Source organism: Flavobacterium lindanitolerans, from assembly GCF_002846575.1.
Lineage (GTDB): Bacteria > Bacteroidota > Bacteroidia > Flavobacteriales > Flavobacteriaceae > Flavobacterium > Flavobacterium lindanitolerans.
Genome location: NZ_PJND01000007.1, coordinates 267690 through 284365, shown reverse-complemented (window position 1 = coordinate 284365; position 16676 = coordinate 267690). Strand labels below are relative to the sequence as shown.

15 protein-coding genes are annotated in these 16676 nt (G+C 37.4%); 5 read left to right on the top strand and 10 right to left on the bottom strand.

Annotation, left to right across the window (positions count from 1 at the left end):
- Nucleotides 1-3: 3 nt before the first annotated feature.
- From rpoN to asnS, 3 genes are all read right to left on the bottom strand, one after another.
- Nucleotides 4-1470, bottom strand: coding sequence for an RNA polymerase factor sigma-54 (gene rpoN, locus B0G92_RS01310; protein WP_056071818.1), 1467 nt, complete (start codon nt 1468-1470; stop codon nt 4-6).
- 143 nt (nt 1471-1613) lie between these two features.
- Complete coding sequence (locus B0G92_RS01305) at nt 1614-3005, bottom strand: hypothetical protein (protein ID WP_101470820.1); 1392 nt, start codon at nt 3003-3005, stop codon at nt 1614-1616.
- Between the two features lie 195 nt (nt 3006-3200).
- Nucleotides 3201-4634 carry an asparagine--tRNA ligase gene (asnS, locus tag B0G92_RS01300; protein WP_056072512.1) on the bottom strand — a complete coding sequence of 478 codons (1434 nt, stop codon included), beginning with the start codon at nt 4632-4634 and terminating at the stop codon, nt 3201-3203.
- A gap of 165 nt (nt 4635-4799) precedes the next feature.
- Here asnS and B0G92_RS01295 point away from each other — a divergent pair, with 165 nt between their 5' ends.
- The 3 genes from B0G92_RS01295 to B0G92_RS01285 all read left to right on the top strand — a co-directional run bounded on the left by B0G92_RS01295 (nt 4800) and on the right by B0G92_RS01285 (nt 8637).
- Nucleotides 4800-5573 (top strand): sensor histidine kinase, encoded by a 774-nt coding sequence (locus tag B0G92_RS01295; RefSeq protein WP_056071837.1) that lies wholly within the window; start codon nt 4800-4802, stop codon nt 5571-5573.
- Nucleotides 5536-6255 (top strand): LytR/AlgR family response regulator transcription factor, encoded by a 720-nt coding sequence (locus B0G92_RS01290; protein WP_056071840.1) that lies wholly within the window; start codon nt 5536-5538, stop codon nt 6253-6255. The genes B0G92_RS01295 and B0G92_RS01290 overlap by 38 nt, the downstream gene beginning before the upstream one ends.
- Before the next feature lie 111 nt (nt 6256-6366).
- Entirely contained in the window at nt 6367-8637 is a 2271-nt protein-coding gene (locus B0G92_RS01285) for a cation:proton antiporter (RefSeq protein WP_101470819.1), read from the top strand.
- A 111-nt stretch (nt 8638-8748) separates the two neighbouring features.
- On the opposite strand, the gene B0G92_RS01280 is transcribed toward B0G92_RS01285, so the two are convergent.
- The 3 genes from B0G92_RS01280 to pyrH all read right to left on the bottom strand — a co-directional run bounded on the left by B0G92_RS01280 (nt 8749) and on the right by pyrH (nt 12715).
- Entirely contained in the window at nt 8749-11247 is a 2499-nt protein-coding gene (locus B0G92_RS01280; protein WP_101470818.1) for a DUF5686 and carboxypeptidase-like regulatory domain-containing protein, read from the bottom strand.
- 126 nt (nt 11248-11373) lie between these two features.
- On the bottom strand, nt 11374-11937 hold the full coding sequence (gene frr / locus B0G92_RS01275; protein ID WP_056071850.1) for a ribosome recycling factor: 564 nt from the start codon (nt 11935-11937) through the stop codon (nt 11374-11376).
- A 70-nt stretch (nt 11938-12007) separates the two neighbouring features.
- A complete protein-coding gene (gene pyrH / locus B0G92_RS01270; RefSeq protein WP_056071852.1) occupies nt 12008-12715 on the bottom strand; it encodes a UMP kinase in 708 nt (235 codons plus the stop codon).
- Nucleotides 12716-12838: 123 nt separating this feature from the next.
- Between pyrH and B0G92_RS01265 the strand changes: the two genes are divergently transcribed.
- Both B0G92_RS01265 and B0G92_RS01260 read left to right on the top strand, forming a co-directional pair.
- Nucleotides 12839-13450, top strand: coding sequence for a thioredoxin family protein (locus B0G92_RS01265; protein WP_056071855.1), 612 nt, complete (start codon nt 12839-12841; stop codon nt 13448-13450).
- Nucleotides 13450-14187 carry a phytanoyl-CoA dioxygenase family protein gene (locus tag B0G92_RS01260; protein WP_101470817.1) on the top strand — a complete coding sequence of 246 codons (738 nt, stop codon included), beginning with the start codon at nt 13450-13452 and terminating at the stop codon, nt 14185-14187. Before B0G92_RS01265 ends, B0G92_RS01260 begins: the two co-directional genes overlap by 1 nt.
- A gap of 2 nt (nt 14188-14189) precedes the next feature.
- On the opposite strand, the gene B0G92_RS01255 is transcribed toward B0G92_RS01260, so the two are convergent.
- The 4 genes from B0G92_RS01255 to B0G92_RS01240 all read right to left on the bottom strand — a co-directional run bounded on the left by B0G92_RS01255 (nt 14190) and on the right by B0G92_RS01240 (nt 16647).
- Nucleotides 14190-14819 (bottom strand): YiiX/YebB-like N1pC/P60 family cysteine hydrolase, encoded by a 630-nt coding sequence (locus B0G92_RS01255; RefSeq protein WP_101470816.1) that lies wholly within the window; start codon nt 14817-14819, stop codon nt 14190-14192.
- A 2-nt stretch (nt 14820-14821) separates the two neighbouring features.
- Nucleotides 14822-15520: a tRNA pseudouridine(55) synthase TruB gene (gene truB, locus B0G92_RS01250; protein ID WP_101470815.1), complete on the bottom strand. Its 699-nt coding sequence runs from the start codon at nt 15518-15520 to the stop codon at nt 14822-14824.
- Between the two features lie 6 nt (nt 15521-15526).
- Nucleotides 15527-16336, bottom strand: coding sequence for an undecaprenyl-diphosphate phosphatase (locus B0G92_RS01245; protein WP_101470814.1), 810 nt, complete (start codon nt 16334-16336; stop codon nt 15527-15529).
- A gap of 62 nt (nt 16337-16398) precedes the next feature.
- Nucleotides 16399-16647: a DUF3098 domain-containing protein gene (locus B0G92_RS01240; RefSeq protein ID WP_056071869.1), complete on the bottom strand. Its 249-nt coding sequence runs from the start codon at nt 16645-16647 to the stop codon at nt 16399-16401.
- Between the last annotated feature and the right edge of the window lie 29 nt (nt 16648-16676).

Genomic DNA, 16676 nt, shown 5'->3' with positions numbered 1-16676 from the left:
TATCTATATTTTCTTCCTCATTCGTGCGACAGGAATATCTAATTGCTCTCGGTATTTTGCAATTGTCCTTCTGGCAATCGGATAGCCTTTTTCCTTTAATATTTCGGCTAATTGGTCATCAGGCAACGGTTTCTGCTTGTCTTCTTCCTCAATGACATTCTGCAATATTTTCTTGATTTCCAAAGTAGAAACATCTTCACCCTGGTCATTTTTCATGGCTTCAGAAAAGAATTCCTTAATCAGTTTTGTGCCATAAGGAGTTTCTACATATTTGCTGTTTGCCACGCGGGAAACTGTAGAGATATCAAGACCAATCATATCGGCAATATCTTTTAGAATCATCGGTTTCAACTTGGTTTCATCACCGTCAAGGAAATATTCCTGCTGGTAGTGCATGATGGCATTCATCGTCACAAATAAGGTTTCCTGACGCTGACGAATAGCATCGATAAACCATTTGGCTGAATCCAGTTTTTGCTTAATGAATTGTACGGCCTCTTTCTGCTGGCTTGACTTGTCACGGGAGGCCTTATAAGTCTGCATCATTTCCTGATAGTCTTTGGAAACGTGTAGTTCGGGAGCATTTCGCCCGTTTAAGGTCAATTCCAGTTCGCCATCAACAATCCGGATAGTGAAATCAGGAACAATATGTTCAATCATCTTATTGTTTCCGGTAAAAGCACCGCCCGGTTTTGGGTTCAGCTTTTCAATCTCATCAATGGCTTTCTTCAACTGGTCTTGTGAAACACCATATTTTTGAAGTAATTTGTCGTAATGTTTTTTGGTAAAAGATTCGAATTGATTCTCCAAAATATCAATAGCCAATTCAACAGATTCGGTTGGCGTTTTGTGTTTTAGCTGTAACAAAAGACACTCTTGTAGGTCGCGCGCGCCTACTCCGGAAGGTTCTAATTCATGAATGATATGGAGTATTCGTTCCACATTTTTCTCATCGGTGTAAATTCCCTGAGTAAATGCCATATCGTCAACAATATCGGGAACGCTTCTGCGGATGTAGCCCATATCGTCAATACTGCCCACTAAAAACTCTGCGATTTCGCGTTCTTCGTCATTCAGTATAAAAGTATTCAACTGATTGATAAGGTCCTGATGGAAACTCACAGGCGCTGCAAAAGGCATGCTGCGGTCTTCATCGTCATCGCTGTAATTGTTTGCCTGAAGTTTATAATCAGGCGTTTCGTCATTGCTTAAATATTCATCAATGTTGATGTCTTCGGCATCAATTCTGTCATTGTCGAATTCATCATATTCGTCATAATCATCGTTTTCGAATTCGTCTCTTTCGTATTCATCCTCTTCCTTCCCGGCTTCCAATGCCGGATTTTCCACCATTTCTTCTTTTAATCGTTGTTCAAAAGCTTGCGTAGGCAATTGGATTAGCTTCATCAGCTGAATTTGCTGTGGAGATAATTTCTGGGACAATTTAAGTTGTAAAAACTGCTTAAGCATCTATTGAGTTATTTGGTATTTATAGTTCAAATTTAAACATTTTCAACTAAAAATGGCACACGTTAAGATAAACTTGTGCCATTTTTGGTAGGGTTGTGATAATGTATTGATTTTTAAAAAACTCAGCTTTTTAAATGCTGCTTTTAATCTATAATATATGGGTCTACTTCAGAAGGATTAACGCAATAAGGAGTTAAAGCATATTTTCGTCCCGGATTTTTAGGATAGGAAGGATTAGGATCTAGGGTTCCAATATTGGTAAAGTAAGGTGAAATAAATATGTTTTTCCATACTCCGGAATTATTTCCATAGTTGGTTATATTGTACCTGACCTTGCCATCAATATGCAAATCTGCCAACCCAGGATTATATGTTTTTGTAAAAGTAGGCGAAATAAAAGTGTTGTTAGCACAATTTTGATTTACGACTAGATCGTCATATCGGCCAACTGTTTTCAAGCTGTTGTTCGTAAAACGCTCTCCATGAAAATTACATTGAAACATATTATATAACTCTAGTCCCGTACTCATGCTCAATTCGTATCGGTTTCCGGATAAATAATTAAAACCGCCGTCCATAAAAAATGCGGCAAGATCTCCATTTTCAAAAATATTGCCACTTACAACTGAGGCCTCCAAACCTTTGATAAAAACAGCTACACCTTTTCTGTTAGGATCTTTAAAGTCAAGATAGGTGCTTGTAGCTCCAATTTCATTATTTATAATCCACCCATCAACAAAGCTTTGTAAATGTAAGGAGCCTAAAAAGCCTCTGTCAGTTGAGGAATCATTCCCATAACCAGTTGCTGCTTTTAGGCCATGAAGATTATTGTTTTCAATTCTGGAAACCCCGGGAGATCCAAACACGGCATGTTTGGCACAATTGACAATATTATTATTTATTAAAGAACAAAATTTTCCATTAAAAATTACCGCTGCCTTTAGTCCAGCACCCTGCGGATTTTGAGAGTCGCCATCTATATATAGATTTTCAAGGCTGGCATTTTCCGTAGCGTTTTTTTCGAATTCAAAAATACAATCTTCTGTGCCGGAAGAACCCATTGCAGGGCGTATTATTAAGGGAGCATTTGGAGTCCAATTGTGTCTCGCAGTTTGCTCGCCAACCAAAGTAAAACCAGAGGGGATTTTTATGTTTCTGAATCGATAATAGCCTCGTGGAAACATGATTCGAACACCACCAATCCATTCAGCTGGTTTTTGTTTATAGGTGTTTATTAGGTTATTTAATTGATCGGAATAATCTGCGTCTGATTCTCTTCCAAGAATTCCAAACCATCTGACATTAATTGCGGTTCCCTCAATATTTCGTACCCATCTTCCGTTTGTTGGATTAGCACCACCTGGAACTATAATTGTGCCGCCATTATCTGTTGCGGTTGTAAAACCGGCTATTCTCCAGACAAAATGACCTCCACCACCATCGTTATTTCCAATATAGTCTGTTACATAACAAACATCACCATCGTTAGTTCCAATGACTCCTCTTAATGCTTGGATATTGTTGATTACTTGCATATTTTAATTGTTTATATGTTATTGTTTAATTTAAGATACTGTAGGGATATTCTTAAATACTAAGATATAAAATATAGTGAATCAATAAGTTAAAATGAAGTTGTTTAATGGTGCTAGATTTGTTAATTGTTCTGGAGTGGCAAAAAAAATCCCGCTTCTTTCGAAAGCGGGATATAATATATAATATTTTAAGTTTTAAAACTCAGCATTTCCAGGAGTCCTAGGAAAAGGAATTACATCTCTGATATTTGTCATTCCGGTTACAAACAGTACCAGTCTTTCAAATCCAAGACCAAAACCGCTATGAACAGCCGTTCCGAAACGACGGGTATCTAAATACCACCAAAGTTCTTCTTCGTCTATCCCTAATGTTTTCATTTTTTCAACCAAAACATCATAGCGCTCTTCTCTTTGAGAACCACCTACGATTTCTCCAATACCCGGGAAAAGGATATCCATAGCGCGAACTGTTTTTCCGTCTTCGTTCAAACGCATGTAAAAAGCTTTGATGTTTGCCGGGTAATCGTAAAGGATTACCGGACATTTGAAATGCTTTTCAACAAGGAAACGTTCGTGTTCAGATTGTAAGTCAGCGCCCCATTCCTCAATGATATACTGGAACTTTTTCTTTTTATTAGGAGTTGAATTCTTTAAAATGTCGATAGCTTCGGTATAAGAAACGCGCTTGAAATTGTTTTCCAAAACAAAGTTCAATTTTTCAAGCAAAGTCATTTCACTTCTTTCCGCTTGAGGCTTTGATTTTTCTTCTTCTAATAAACGGCCTTCTAAAAATTTCAGGTCGTCAGCACATTTATCCATTGTGTATTTAATTACATACTGGATAAAATCTTCCGCCAAATCCATGTTGTCATCCAGATCATTGAATGCTACTTCCGGCTCAATCATCCAAAATTCCGCCAGGTGACGGGAAGTATTGGAGTTTTCAGCTCTGAATGTAGGTCCAAATGTATAAATCTGCCCTAAAGCCATTGCAAAAGTTTCGCCTTCCAACTGTCCGGAAACGGTTAGGTTGGTGTGCTTTCCAAAGAAATCTTTTTTATAGTCGATATGTCCTTCTTCTGTTCTTGGCAGATTGTCTAAAGGCAACGATGTCACCTGGAACATTTCACCGGCACCTTCTGCATCAGCTCCTGTAATTACCGGAGTGTTTACATATACGAAACCTTTTTCCTGAAAATATTGATGTACGGCAAAAGACAATACCGAACGCACTCTCATAATAGCACCAAAAGCATTGGTTCTAACGCGCAAGTGAGCGTTGGCACGCAAAAATTCAAGCGTATGCTTTTTAGGCTGCATCGGGAATTTTTCAGGATCGGAATCACCCAAAATTTCCAGGCTTGTTACCTGAATTTCATATTTCTGGCCGGCACCTTTGCTTTCTGTCAAAGAACCTTTTAAAGCCACTGCCGCTCCGGTAGTGATACGTTTTAGCGTTTCAGCCGGAGTATTTTCAAAATCAACCACACATTGGATATTATTTATAGTCGAGCCATCATTCAAAGCAATAAATTGATTATTTCTGAATGTTCTTACCCAGCCTTTTACATAAACTTCCTGCAATGTTTGAGCACTATTCAATAGCTCCTTAACTTTTGTGTGTTTCATTTTTAATGTTATAAAATAGTTTTGATTTATTCCTGCGAGCCAAAAGACAGGCTTTTCGCTCTGAAAAACAGAACGCAAAGATAATAAAAAAATCAGTCAGGAGATGCCTGTTGTGTTGTCAAGTCTGTATTCCGTTTTTTTCTCTAATTTTACAAAAAAATAAAAATGAAAACCAATATTTTGGTCTCAGATACGCTGTATGTCATCGGGATTGTGTTTATCATAATTCTCGTGATTCTTGTATTTTTTCTTATTTACAAATTAAAAAAGGCAAAAGCCCAAAGAAGAGAATTTGAGGAAAAGTATAATACGCTTGAAGTGAAAGTCAATGGACTGAAATTAGAAACTCTGGAATCAAAACTAAATCCGCATCTTTTTAAGAACATACTGAATTCGATACAATCGCATGCCTATCAGACCTATCATGCGCTTGACAAGTTGGCAAATGTTCTGGATTATATCTTGTATGAAAGCCAGAAAAAATTTGTTTCTCCTAGAGAAGAAATAGAGTTTGCGTTAAACCTGATTGAAATCAATAAAATTAAGGTCAGTCCGCTTTTTGAATTAAAAGTAAAAACGAAAATCAAAGAGGCGGAATTGCTTTATGAACAGCCGATTTTAGCGCCCATGATTTCGATTGATTTGATTGAAAATGCATTCAAGCACGCTGATTTGAAAAGTCCTGATGCTTTTATCTCCATCGTATTTGAATTTCGGGACAGCTGTTTTTACCTTACCGTTTCCAATAAAATATCCGACCACCGGACTTTGAAAAAAGAATATAGCGGATTGGGTTCAAATACGCTTGACCAGCGACTTAAAATAATTTATAACAATAATTACAAGCTCGATAAATTTATCGAGGACGATGTTTATATTGCTCACCTAAAAATAGACTTACTTGAATACAAAGCTCAAATGCTTGCTGCTGGACGATGAATTGCCGGGATTGACTTATCTCAAAATGCTTTGCGAACAGATTCCGGAACTGGAAGTCGTGAAAGCTTTTGACAATCCTGAAAAATTGCTTGCCGAAATGGCCAACCTGGATTTTGACCTCTGCATAACAGATATCGAAATGCCGGGTATTGACGGTCTTAGCGTTGCCAATCTGTTGAAAGATAAAATGGTCATCTTTACGACGGCCTACAAAGAGTATGCTGCCGATGCTTTTGATATAGAGGCTATCGATTACATTACCAAACCGGTAAAGAAAGAACGGTTACAGAAAGCCGTGGTCAAGGCGTTGGAAAAAAACAACAAGAAAGCAACCAACAAGAAGTTTGTTCAGTTGAATACGGATAAAGGAAAAGCGCTGCTGTTTTTTGACCAGATTTTATACATACAGCCATCAGAAACGGACAGTCGCGACAAGGAAGTTTTAATGAAGGATGGAAATATAATCCTGCTCAAAAATATCACTTTTGCCAAATTGCTTTCTCATTTACCCAAAGCTGATTTTTGCCGAATCAATAAGAAGGAGATTATCGCCATGAAGACGGTTAAATTCTTTGCACATGATGAAATTACGGCTACAATTATGGATAAAAACGGAAAGAATCTGGTACTTTTTTTAAGCGATATTTACCGTTCCGATTTCTTGTGTAAAGTCAATATTTGAGTTTTATTACAAAATTTTTCCTTCTTGTTACAATAGCCCCAAAGTATTTTACAAAATCAATTTGTAAGAGATTTTCAATACAGATATTTGCAACAACAAATTACTTACCTCATGCAAAAGCACAAAAATTCTATTTTTTATGTTCTTCTGATAGCTGTTTTTTCTGCAATAATGTATTGGTTCCTCGATAAGGGAAAACACCTGGAGCATGGAAGGACAATTATTGAAAAAACTTCAGATAAAACCCAATGGGAAGAGTTTATCCTTTCGATGCAGCATAGTTTGCAACATCCATTGGCGATTTTGTTGGCTCAGATACTTACCATTATTTTAGTGGCCCGTTTTTTTGGGTGGATTTGCAGAAAAATTGGTCAGCCATCGGTAGTTGGTGAAATCATTGCAGGAATTGTTCTCGGGCCATCATTGTTGGGATTGTACTTTCCGGAATTTAAAGAAACCATTTTTCCGGTAGCATCGCTTGGAAATTTGCAGTTCCTAAGCCAGATTGGACTGATTTTTTTCATGTTTGTTATAGGTATGGAACTGGATTTGAAAGTCCTGAGAAATAAAGCGCACGACGCAGTAGTAATCAGTCACGCCAGTATTATTTTCCCTTTTACACTGGGAATCGGGCTTGCCTATTTTATGTATGAATCTTTTGCCCCTGAAGGTGTTGAGTTTTTGTCGTTTGCACTTTTTTGCGGTATAGCGATGAGTATCACAGCCTTTCCGGTTTTGGCTAGAATCGTTCAGGAAAGAGGCATTCACAAGACAAAATTGGGAAGCATCGTAATCACTTGTGCAGCGGCAGATGATATTACAGCATGGTGTATTCTGGCGGCAGTTATAGCTATTGTTAAAGCCGGTTCTTTTGTAAGTTCCCTGTATATTATTGCTCTTGCTGTGGCTTATGTATTCCTGATGATTATGGTGGTAAAGCCGTTCCTGAAAAGAGTAGGCGACCTGTATTCGTCCAGAAAAACATTGAGCAAACCAGTTGTCGCTATTTTCTTTCTGACACTTATTATTTCGGCTTATGTGACAGAAGTTATCGGAATTCATGCGCTGTTTGGAGCTTTTATGGCGGGTGTAATTATGCCGGAAAGTGCCAAATTCAGAAGTATTTTTATTGAAAAAGTAGAAGATGTTGCCTTGATTGTATTGCTTCCGCTATTTTTTGTGTTTACCGGATTGAGAACAGAAATCGGTCTTTTGGATGATCCGTATTTATGGAAGGTAACCGGATTAATTATTGCCGTGGCAGTAGCAGGTAAATTTTTGGGAAGTACATTGGCTGCAAAATTTGTGGGACAAAACTGGAGAGACAGTTTGTACATAGGTGCGCTGATGAATACCCGTGGATTGATGGAGTTAATCGTCCTTAATATCGGTTATGAACTGGGCGTACTTTCACCAATGATTTTTACGATGATGGTAATCATGGCTTTAGTAACGACTTTTATGACAGGCCCGGCATTAGACTTGATTAATTTTATTTTCAAGACCAAAAACTCAATCATTCCGGAAACAATAAGCAACAAGATAAAGTATAAGATATTGCTTTCTTTTGCGATTCCGGATAGGGGAATCTCCTTGTTGAAAGTAGCGAACAGTCTGGTAAGAAAACAAAATGGCAATGCCATCGTTACGGCAATGCACTTGTCTTCCAGTAACGAACTGCACGGATTTGACGCCAGCCATTATGAACAGGAAGTGTTCAAGCCTATTGTTAATGAAGCCGAAAATCTGGAGCAAAAAATCATTACACTTTTTAAAGCATCAGTAGATATTGATTCGGATATAACCGAAATTGCCAACCAGGGCGAATTTGATTTGCTGTTGATAGGATTAGGGCAGTCTATTTTTGAAGGGACATTATTGGGAAGAGTTTTAGGCTATACTACAAGAATCATAAATCCTGACAGGCTTATCGATAAATTTACAGGAAAAGAAGGATTGTTTGAAAACTCTCCTTTTGATGAGAGAACACGCCATATTATTGCCTACAGCAAAATGCCGGTTGGTATTCTGGTTGATAAAAATTTAGACGAAATCGATCAGGTGTTCATGCCGCTTTTCTCTGCTGAAGACCGATTCCTGATTGAATACGCACAGAAGCTGATTCACAATAATGGCTCACAGGTAACGGTATTGGATCCTACAGGAGAAATAAAAAACAACTCTGAAATTAAGGAAAGCATACGTGCTATAGAGCAAATTGCTCCAAACCATATAGCCATGTCAGGTGAAAAAACCATGAAAAAAGAATTTCTGGAGAAACAAGACCTGATGATTATCAGTCTTGATAGCTGGAAAAAATTGGTTGACTCGGAAAGCGTTTGGTTAAATAATACGCCTTCGGTGTTAATTATTAAGCCGTAAAAGTTTTAAATTTTTATTTTTGTATTGAATTATACTTATAAAGATTACGTTATTATTAATTCTAAAAACCTGCTATGGATAACATAGCAGGTTTTATATTTTAAAACGGTTTTAAAGTCCCAGATTCAATATTACGGTTAGTTTGATAGAAAGGTTATCTTCAAATCGGGCCAGTTGGTTAGGTCCATATCTGTAAAATCCGGATAAACCAAAAGCTTTGTAGATTTGGTTCAGTTCGATACCCGATTCAAAATACCCGTCTCTAAGTGTTTTGTAGTTAAGTCCGATGTGTTGTTCCGGTTTGTCCATATCACCCCAGGCCATTCTGGAAACCAAAACTAATGAAGGTTTTATTCCTTTAAAAACAGTTACTCTTTTAAAGCCGTGTTTTAATTGAAACATCACATATTTACTGGAGAAAAACTCATTAAAATACATGGTCTCGAAACTGTTCTTGCCGGCAATCGTAATTCTTTCTATCAGTTTTTCTTTGGTAAGGCTGTTAGGAGAAGTGTTGTAAAGATGTGAAATAGGAACGTCGCCTAATGCATAGCCTGCTTCCATTAACAAGGCTGTTCTTTGTCCGTTCAGGTAGCGCTTTTCATACTCTGCTCTTACATCTATTTTTGAGAAGGCAAAATCGTTTTCAAAAACTTTTGGCAAGGATTGGGTAAACTGGAATGTGAATTTCGGATAGCGTTTTTCAATCTCTAGTTTTCCGGTAGGAGTCTGCATATAATCGCTAAAAGGATTCCATTGCAAGGAAACCATTGCCGTTGTCATATCGTAATTTGTATAGGATTTGCCGTCAACCATGTAGATATAATTGAATTTTGGCTCAATCCGGCTGTGGGTAAGCTGCCAGATACTTTCTGTTTTAGGGAGGATTTTTGTTTCGATATACCCTCGCCATGTCTTATGGTTATAGAAGGTACTCAGGTTGATAGGTCGCGGATCATAAATTTTAAAAACCCTTTTGTCAATAGCAAAAGAAGTACTCGCAATCTCTCGCACATCATCTGTGTAACCTCCGCCAATCCATGAATTTGAAAAAATACCTACCCGAACAGCACCGCCAATGCTGTATTTGAAATCGCCATCTTTGGTTCCGTAAGCCGTATAGCCATCTAAGCGATATTTGTTGGAAAACTTCTCATTAGTAATCCCTCCCAAACCTACTCGGAAACCCTCATAGTTATTATAACTTAAGAGATATCGGAGATCCATATCTATCGGTCCGATAGGCACATAACCGTTGAGTATTTTTCTTCCCAGGCGTAACTTTTTTTCAAGCCGTTCTTTTTGGGCAATGCTATCTAAGGCAAAATAGGTTCTTTCACTGCGGCTATCCAGGCTGTCTTTCCGGAAACTATTCCAGAAGGCTTCGTCTTTTTTAACGGCATCATCCTTAATTTCAATAGCAATGGCATCATGTCTTATTTTTACGGGAGTATTGAGCTCTTTGCCAAAATTATATGATTTTGAAAGCAGATAGGTGAAATCCGAAGCGTCTTTTTTTCGATGTGTATTATTATTGTCTAAATCACCCTCAAATTTGATTGTACCGCCCAGTATCCGAATGTCATCATCGTTTTTTCCTTTGACAATTTTGAACTCTTTTTGAGTAGGGAACCAGATATCCATCCCTTTAAGATATTCAAACTCATGTGTAGCAGAAATATCCAAAACACCGCGGATTCGCATGATGGCTTTTGCAATGGCATAATTCTCCTTGTCGATATAAACAATGCCTTCCAGCCCGGAAGATTTCCTTTTTTTCTTTGGCTTGAAGTAGATCATATACGTGTCCCGGTTATCAAGCTTTACCGTATCTAATATTTTGAATCGGTAATCTTTAAAAGCATCGGGAGCAATAGGACTATTGTATTTTGTTTCAAACAACTCGTATTTTGAGTCATAAACGGAAAAAGACTGTAGGTTAAAAGCAATAATCTCATAGATAGGATTCCTGAATCCGGCCATTTTCGTGCCCAGAATCGTCTCTTTCAGTTTTTTGCCATTGAATTGGAACTGCGATACTTTTTCTGTCTGGAATAAATGCTGGCGGTCAATAATTTTTTTGAATTTGTAATTCGTAGAATCGACATTCTTAAATTCCCTTCCCGTATAGCGTTCCACAAACACAGAATCAATGCTTCCGTCAATAGAGTCCGGATTTGCGGAAACAATCAGTTTGTTATAAGATTTGAATTGAAAACTCAACAGTTTTTGTTGCGGGTCGTTCTTCTTTTTGTTTTTAATGGCTTTGCTTATGATGCCATTCGCAGGATTTTCATTTGAAGTGAGCTGTATTTCATCCAAATGCTCTGCTTTTGGTACAAGCAGCAGGTCATAATATTTTTTATTTCCCGTAACAGCTATTGTTTTAGGAGCATAGCCAATATAAGATATCGTAAAACTATTTATCTGGTTTTCGTTTTGCAACAGAAACTTTCCGTCTACGTCCGTTACTGTGGAAAAACTAGTGCCGGTTATTGTTGCAAAAGGAAGTGGTTTTTTTGTGTTTTCATCCCGCACGATTCCAGAAACCTGAAATTGTGCCTGTACCGAAACCGAAAGAAGAAAAAATAAAAAGGTCAGGTGCTTCATAAAGTTATGTAACAGACGAATAGATGGTAGTTTTGTTACACACTGCAAAAGTAATCGACTTCAATAAAAAAATCCACTATTTAAGTGGATTTTAATATTTAGTAATACAAATAGGATATAAATGCATTAAACTTTCATGATTTCAGCTTCCTTAGCAGCCAAAAGTTCATCTATTTTTTTGATAAAAGAGTTAGTCAGGTTTTGAACTTCTTCTTCAGCACTTTTGCAGATATCTTCAGAAGTTCCTTCTTTTTCTAATTTCTTGATATCAGTATTCGCATCTTTGCGGACATTTCTGATTCCGATTTTTGCATCTTCCGCTTCTGATTTAGCCTGTTTAACCAAGTCACGACGACGCTCTTCTGTCAAAGGCGGTACACTGATAATGATTACATCACCATTGTTCATCGGGTTAAATCCGATATTCGCTATCTGGATAGCTTTTTCAATCGGTTGCAACATACTTTTTTCGTAAGGCTGGATTGTAATAGTCCTGGCGTCCGGCACGTTGATGTTTGATACCTGACTAAGAGGTGTCGCAGCACCATAATAATCAACAAATACACTACCTAACATGGCAGGACTTGCTTTACCGGCACGGATATTTAAAAATTCTTTTTCAAGGTGCGCAATAGAACCTGACATCGATTCTTCAGCACTATCTAATATAAAATCAATTTCTTCAGTCATTTTATCTAGAATTTCAGATTTCAGATTCAGATTTCAGCCTTCCGGCTATTATGCTGAGTCTGTTTTCTAATTATACATTAACTACAGTTCCTACGTTTTCTCCTTCGCAGATTTTCAAAAGATTTCCTTTTTTATTCATGTCGAAAACAACAATCGGCAAGGCATTTTCCTGACTTAGTGTGAATGCTGTCGTATCCATTACATTGAGGCCTTTTTTCAAAACATCGTCAAATGAAATGGCGTCAAATTTTATAGCATCCGGATTTTTTTCCGGGTCAGCCGTATAAACACCATCTACCCGGGTTCCTTTAAGGATAACATCTGCATTAACTTCAACACCTCGTAGTACAGCGGCTGTATCGGTTGTGAAATAAGGATTTCCGGTTCCTGCTCCAAAAATTACAATCCTTCCCTTTTCAAGGTGGCGGACTGCTCTTCTTTTGATATATGGTTCTGCTATCGCCTCAATTTTTAAAGCTGTCTGCAAGCGTGTCAACATTCCTTTGTCTTCAAGAGCTCCCTGAAGTGCCATTCCGTTAATTACGGTTGCTAACATTCCCATATAATCGCCTTGCACCCTGTCCATTCCATTACTGGCTCCGGCAACGCCACGAAAAATATTTCCTCCTCCAATTACGATTGCAATTTCAACGCCTTTGTCATGAATTTCCTTGATTTCATCTGCATATTCCGCTAATCTTTTCGGATCGATGCCGTACTGTCTGTCGCCCATCAAGGCTTCTCCGCTCAATTTCAGGAGTATTCTTTTGTATTTCATCCGTTGACTTTGTTTTCGCTTAAGTTGTGCAAATATAGTCATAATCTGTTTTTTTGGAATAAGTTGGCGAAAAAAAAGTAATTCGTAATTTTAAGCTTATTTTCGCGCCATTAAATTGAGATTATGGAAGAAATTATTAAGAACAGTTTAGAAAAAAGCAGCACTTATTTAGAATACAGAAAAATAGTTGCTGATAAACTTTTGGAAGGGAAATCAACCGGTAGCGTCCAATCTGATGATTTATTGCATTACAGCAAATTGAATGAGACGAGAATGAATCGTTTGGAAAAAACGATTGTCGTTTCTGCTGAAATTGAAGAAAGGCTGAAGCTGTTAAAAAAGCAATATATCTGGTTGGTTATTTCTGAAGGTTGGTGTGGCGATGCTGCGCAACTGCTTCCTGTTATGCATAAAATGGAAGTTCTAACGGACCATATTGATTTTAAGATAGTATTTCGCGATGAAAATGAAGCCTTGATGAATAAGTTTTTGACTAATGGCGGAAAATCAATTCCTAAATTGATAGTTCTTGATAAAGAAACTTTGGATGTTTTGGCAGATTGGGGACCAAGACCAAAAGAGGCATTTGATTTAGTGAAGAACTATAAAGAAAAGCATGGTGTTATAGACGAAACAATCAAAACAGAATTGCAGATGTGGTATCTTCACGATAAAGGAATTAGTACTCAAAATGAGCTTTTAGAAATGATGCGGCTAATCGAAATTCAGGAATAATGGCAGGCTACGAAGAACAGGGCTATTTATATCTTAAAAACTTCTTTTCTGAAGCTGAAATCATTGCAATTGAAAACATTCTGAATAAATTTCATATAAAATGGTTGGAAGACAATGCCGTCTATTATGAAAAAGGATTGTTAAACAGCCATAGTCTTACTTCGGGCAATTATCTTAATGAGGAAGAGAAAACGTTACTTTTTAAGTTTATTACTCAAAATAAGCTGCAAACAATTTTGAAAACAGTTTTTTCAGAAACTCCAATCTTCCTGAATACACAGCTTTTCTTTGATCCTAAAAACAGCGAACAGAAGAACTATTGGCATCGGGACATCCAATACACCGGGATGTCGGTTGAAGAACAAAAGAAAGCCATTCACAATCAAAATGTGGTTCATTTCAGAATTCCGATGAAAAAGGAATCCGGAATTGAGCTTATCCCTAAAACGCATCGCGAATGGGATTTGCCGGAAGAATTCGATGTCAGGAATTCTTTGAATGGTGCCTTTCCTAGTGATGATTTGCAACGAGGAAAAGTTGTCGGATTGAATAGGGGCGATTTGTTGGTTTTTTCTGCCAACATGATTCACAGAGGACTTTACGGACACAATAGATTTTCACTGGATATACTTTTTTGTGACAATATTCCTGAAATGAGAAATTTTATTGACCGGAATAATTATCCCTCCAAAGAGATTTTAGAAAATCTGGGCAATAAAGAAATGTTTGATTTTTAGAACTACTTCAACGTTCCAAGAATAGAAATCTTATTGGATGTTGACATTCCACCAGGATTGCATCCCGGTTTGCCTTCCGGAATTTCACTACCTATCTGTTTGTAATATTCAACCCAGGCAGGGAAAAACTCATTAGTTCCCGGTTCTTTATAAGTCATTGGGAACAATTGGAAAAAAGGCTTGTCTTTATTGGCTTTTTTAAAAGCATCATAAATCAATTCCGAACAATAATACTTTCCGTTATCATACACATAGTCGTCATCGTAAGGAACGCCTATTTGTTCTAAAGAAAAAGAAATCGCTTCGGGAATCAATTGGGTGTATTTCTTTTTTACACGACCAATATACATAGGCTTAGAAGTGTTTTTTGAAAATTTTTCCAAAGTATTCAATCGCACTTTTGTTCCGGCCGCTTCAATGATATAAATCGTATCATTTTTTTTGTAAACCAATCCCATGTGGCTAAAATCATTGCCTTTGTAGCCTTCGGTTACGGCTTCAATAGCATCACACAAAGGACCGCAATCCATATCCTGGAAAATAAAATCGCCGGTTTTTAAATCGGATGGATTTATTTGGGCATATGAAAAACAGGAGAAAAATAAAAGCAGTAATAAGATGGTTTTTTTCATGGCTATTCTGTTTTTTCTGAAAGGGAATCTACAAAAGCTTCCAGCCCATAACCGTCTTTTACATCATAATTACCAATTTTAGTCCTGCGTAAAGCAGTAAGGTGACCTCCGGAATACAAGGCTTTTCCAAAATCAAAAGCCAGTGAGCGGATATAAGTTCCTTTGCTGCAAACTACCCTGAAATCAATTTCGGGAAGTGCAATTCGGGTAATTTCGAATTCGTGTATAACGGTTTTTCGTGTTGGGATTTCAACTTCTTCACCATTTCGGGCATGTTCATATAAACGAACACCATCTTTTTTCAGTGCCGAAAAGATAGGAGGACGTTGGTCAATTTCGCCAAGAAACTGTTTTACGGTTTTATGGATAAGTTCTTCAGTAATGTGTTCTGTTGGAAATGTTTCATTGATTTCCGTTTCCAGATCGTAAGAGGGCGTTGTTGCGCCAACGGTAATCGTTCCGGTATATTCTTTTTCCTGTCCTTGCAGTTCGGCAATCCTTTTAGTGAATTTTCCGGTACAGACCAAAAGTAGTCCGGTAGCCAACGGGTCCAATGTGCCTGCATGGCCAATCTTAATTTTTTTTAATCCCAGCTTGCTTTTCAAGGCCCACTTTAACTTGTTAACCGCTTGAAAAGAGGTCCAGTTCAAAGGCTTGTCAATCTGTAAAACCTGTCCGTCTTGAAAATCTTGTGCCGTCACCGCAAATTATTTTATGTAAATGAAATAGATAAGGAGCAAAGTTCCTGCTACGATTCTATAATAACCCCATGGTTTGAAACCATATTTTTTGATAACACCTATAAAGAATTTGATGGCAATAATTGCAACAATAAAGGCGATAATATTTCCAATAACAAATAGTTTCATGTTATCGCCGGATTGTGTCAGCAATTCATAACCTTTTAATCCCGATACTTTGTAGGTTTTTAAAAATACAGAATAGCAGGTAACAGCAAGCATGGTTGGAACGGCCAAAAAGAATGAAAATTCTGCGGCAACCTGTCGGGTGAGTCCTTGCTGCATACCACCAATAATTGAGGCAGCAGAACGGCTTGTTCCCGGCATCATGGCCAGGCATTGCCAAAAACCAATAGTTACAGCTTTTTTTATCGAAATATCTTCTTCTTCTGCAACGACAGGATTTTTGAAATAGTTGTCAATAAAAAGTAGTATAAAGCCTCCAACAATCAATACGATTGCAATCGGAATAGGGTTGCCTAATACTTCATCAATATAATCGTCAAAAAGATAGCCCAAAATTAATGCTGGAACTACCGCTAAGGCCAATTTGATATAAAAATTCAGCTTGCTGAAATTGAAAAATTTTCTCCAGTATAAAACTACAACAGCCAGGATGGCGCCAAATTGTATGGAAACCTGAAATAGTTTGGTGAAGTCGTCTTCCTGTATTCCAAAATAGGAACTTGTGAAAATCATGTGTCCGGTAGAAGAAACGGGCAGGTATTCTGTTAAGCCTTCAACGATGGCGATTAAAATTGCTTCGATTAAATCCATTCTGTTAGGTAAGATTGTCAATTATCAGACGCTATTTCGCCAAACGAAATAGAGACCTGATTTTATTTTTTAGGATTTTTTAAAATGGCATAAATTGTAATTCCGAAACCAATCAGCACAGTAGTTGGAGCCAAACGGATTCTTCTGAAATCAAAAATCTTATCGCTAAAAACAGCCGGATCGTCTGAACCACCTCCAGACATCAGGATAAATCCGAGTGCAATAACACCAATTCCTATCAGTAAAAATTTATAGTTTACCTTATCAAAAAGGAACTCGTTTTTTTGTGTATTTGTTTCTTTAGTACTCATAATTTTAAGTCAAAAGTTAATAGCAAAGA

Coding starts and splice junctions, on each gene's coding strand:
- B0G92_RS01260 (WP_101470817.1), top strand. CDS start 13,450: ATGGCAGGCTACGAAGAACAGGGCTATTTATATCTTAAAAACTTCTTT.
- B0G92_RS01265 (WP_056071855.1), top strand. CDS start 12,839: ATGGAAGAAATTATTAAGAACAGTTTAGAAAAAAGCAGCACTTATTTA.
- B0G92_RS01255 (WP_101470816.1), bottom strand. CDS start 14,819: ATGAAAAAAACCATCTTATTACTGCTTTTATTTTTCTCCTGTTTTTCA.
- pyrH (WP_056071852.1), bottom strand. CDS start 12,715: ATGAAATACAAAAGAATACTCCTGAAATTGAGCGGAGAAGCCTTGATG.
- frr (WP_056071850.1), bottom strand. CDS start 11,937: ATGACTGAAGAAATTGATTTTATATTAGATAGTGCTGAAGAATCGATG.
- B0G92_RS01245 (WP_101470814.1), bottom strand. CDS start 16,336: ATGGATTTAATCGAAGCAATTTTAATCGCCATCGTTGAAGGCTTAACA.
- B0G92_RS01305 (WP_101470820.1), bottom strand. CDS start 3,005: ATGCAAGTAATCAACAATATCCAAGCATTAAGAGGAGTCATTGGAACT.
- asnS (WP_056072512.1), bottom strand. CDS start 4,634: ATGAAACACACAAAAGTTAAGGAGCTATTGAATAGTGCTCAAACATTG.
- B0G92_RS01285 (WP_101470819.1), top strand. CDS start 6,367: ATGCAAAAGCACAAAAATTCTATTTTTTATGTTCTTCTGATAGCTGTT.
- rpoN (WP_056071818.1), bottom strand. CDS start 1,470: ATGCTTAAGCAGTTTTTACAACTTAAATTGTCCCAGAAATTATCTCCA.
- B0G92_RS01280 (WP_101470818.1), bottom strand. CDS start 11,247: ATGAAGCACCTGACCTTTTTATTTTTTCTTCTTTCGGTTTCGGTACAG.
- B0G92_RS01240 (WP_056071869.1), bottom strand. CDS start 16,647: ATGAGTACTAAAGAAACAAATACACAAAAAAACGAGTTCCTTTTTGAT.
- B0G92_RS01295 (WP_056071837.1), top strand. CDS start 4,800: ATGAAAACCAATATTTTGGTCTCAGATACGCTGTATGTCATCGGGATT.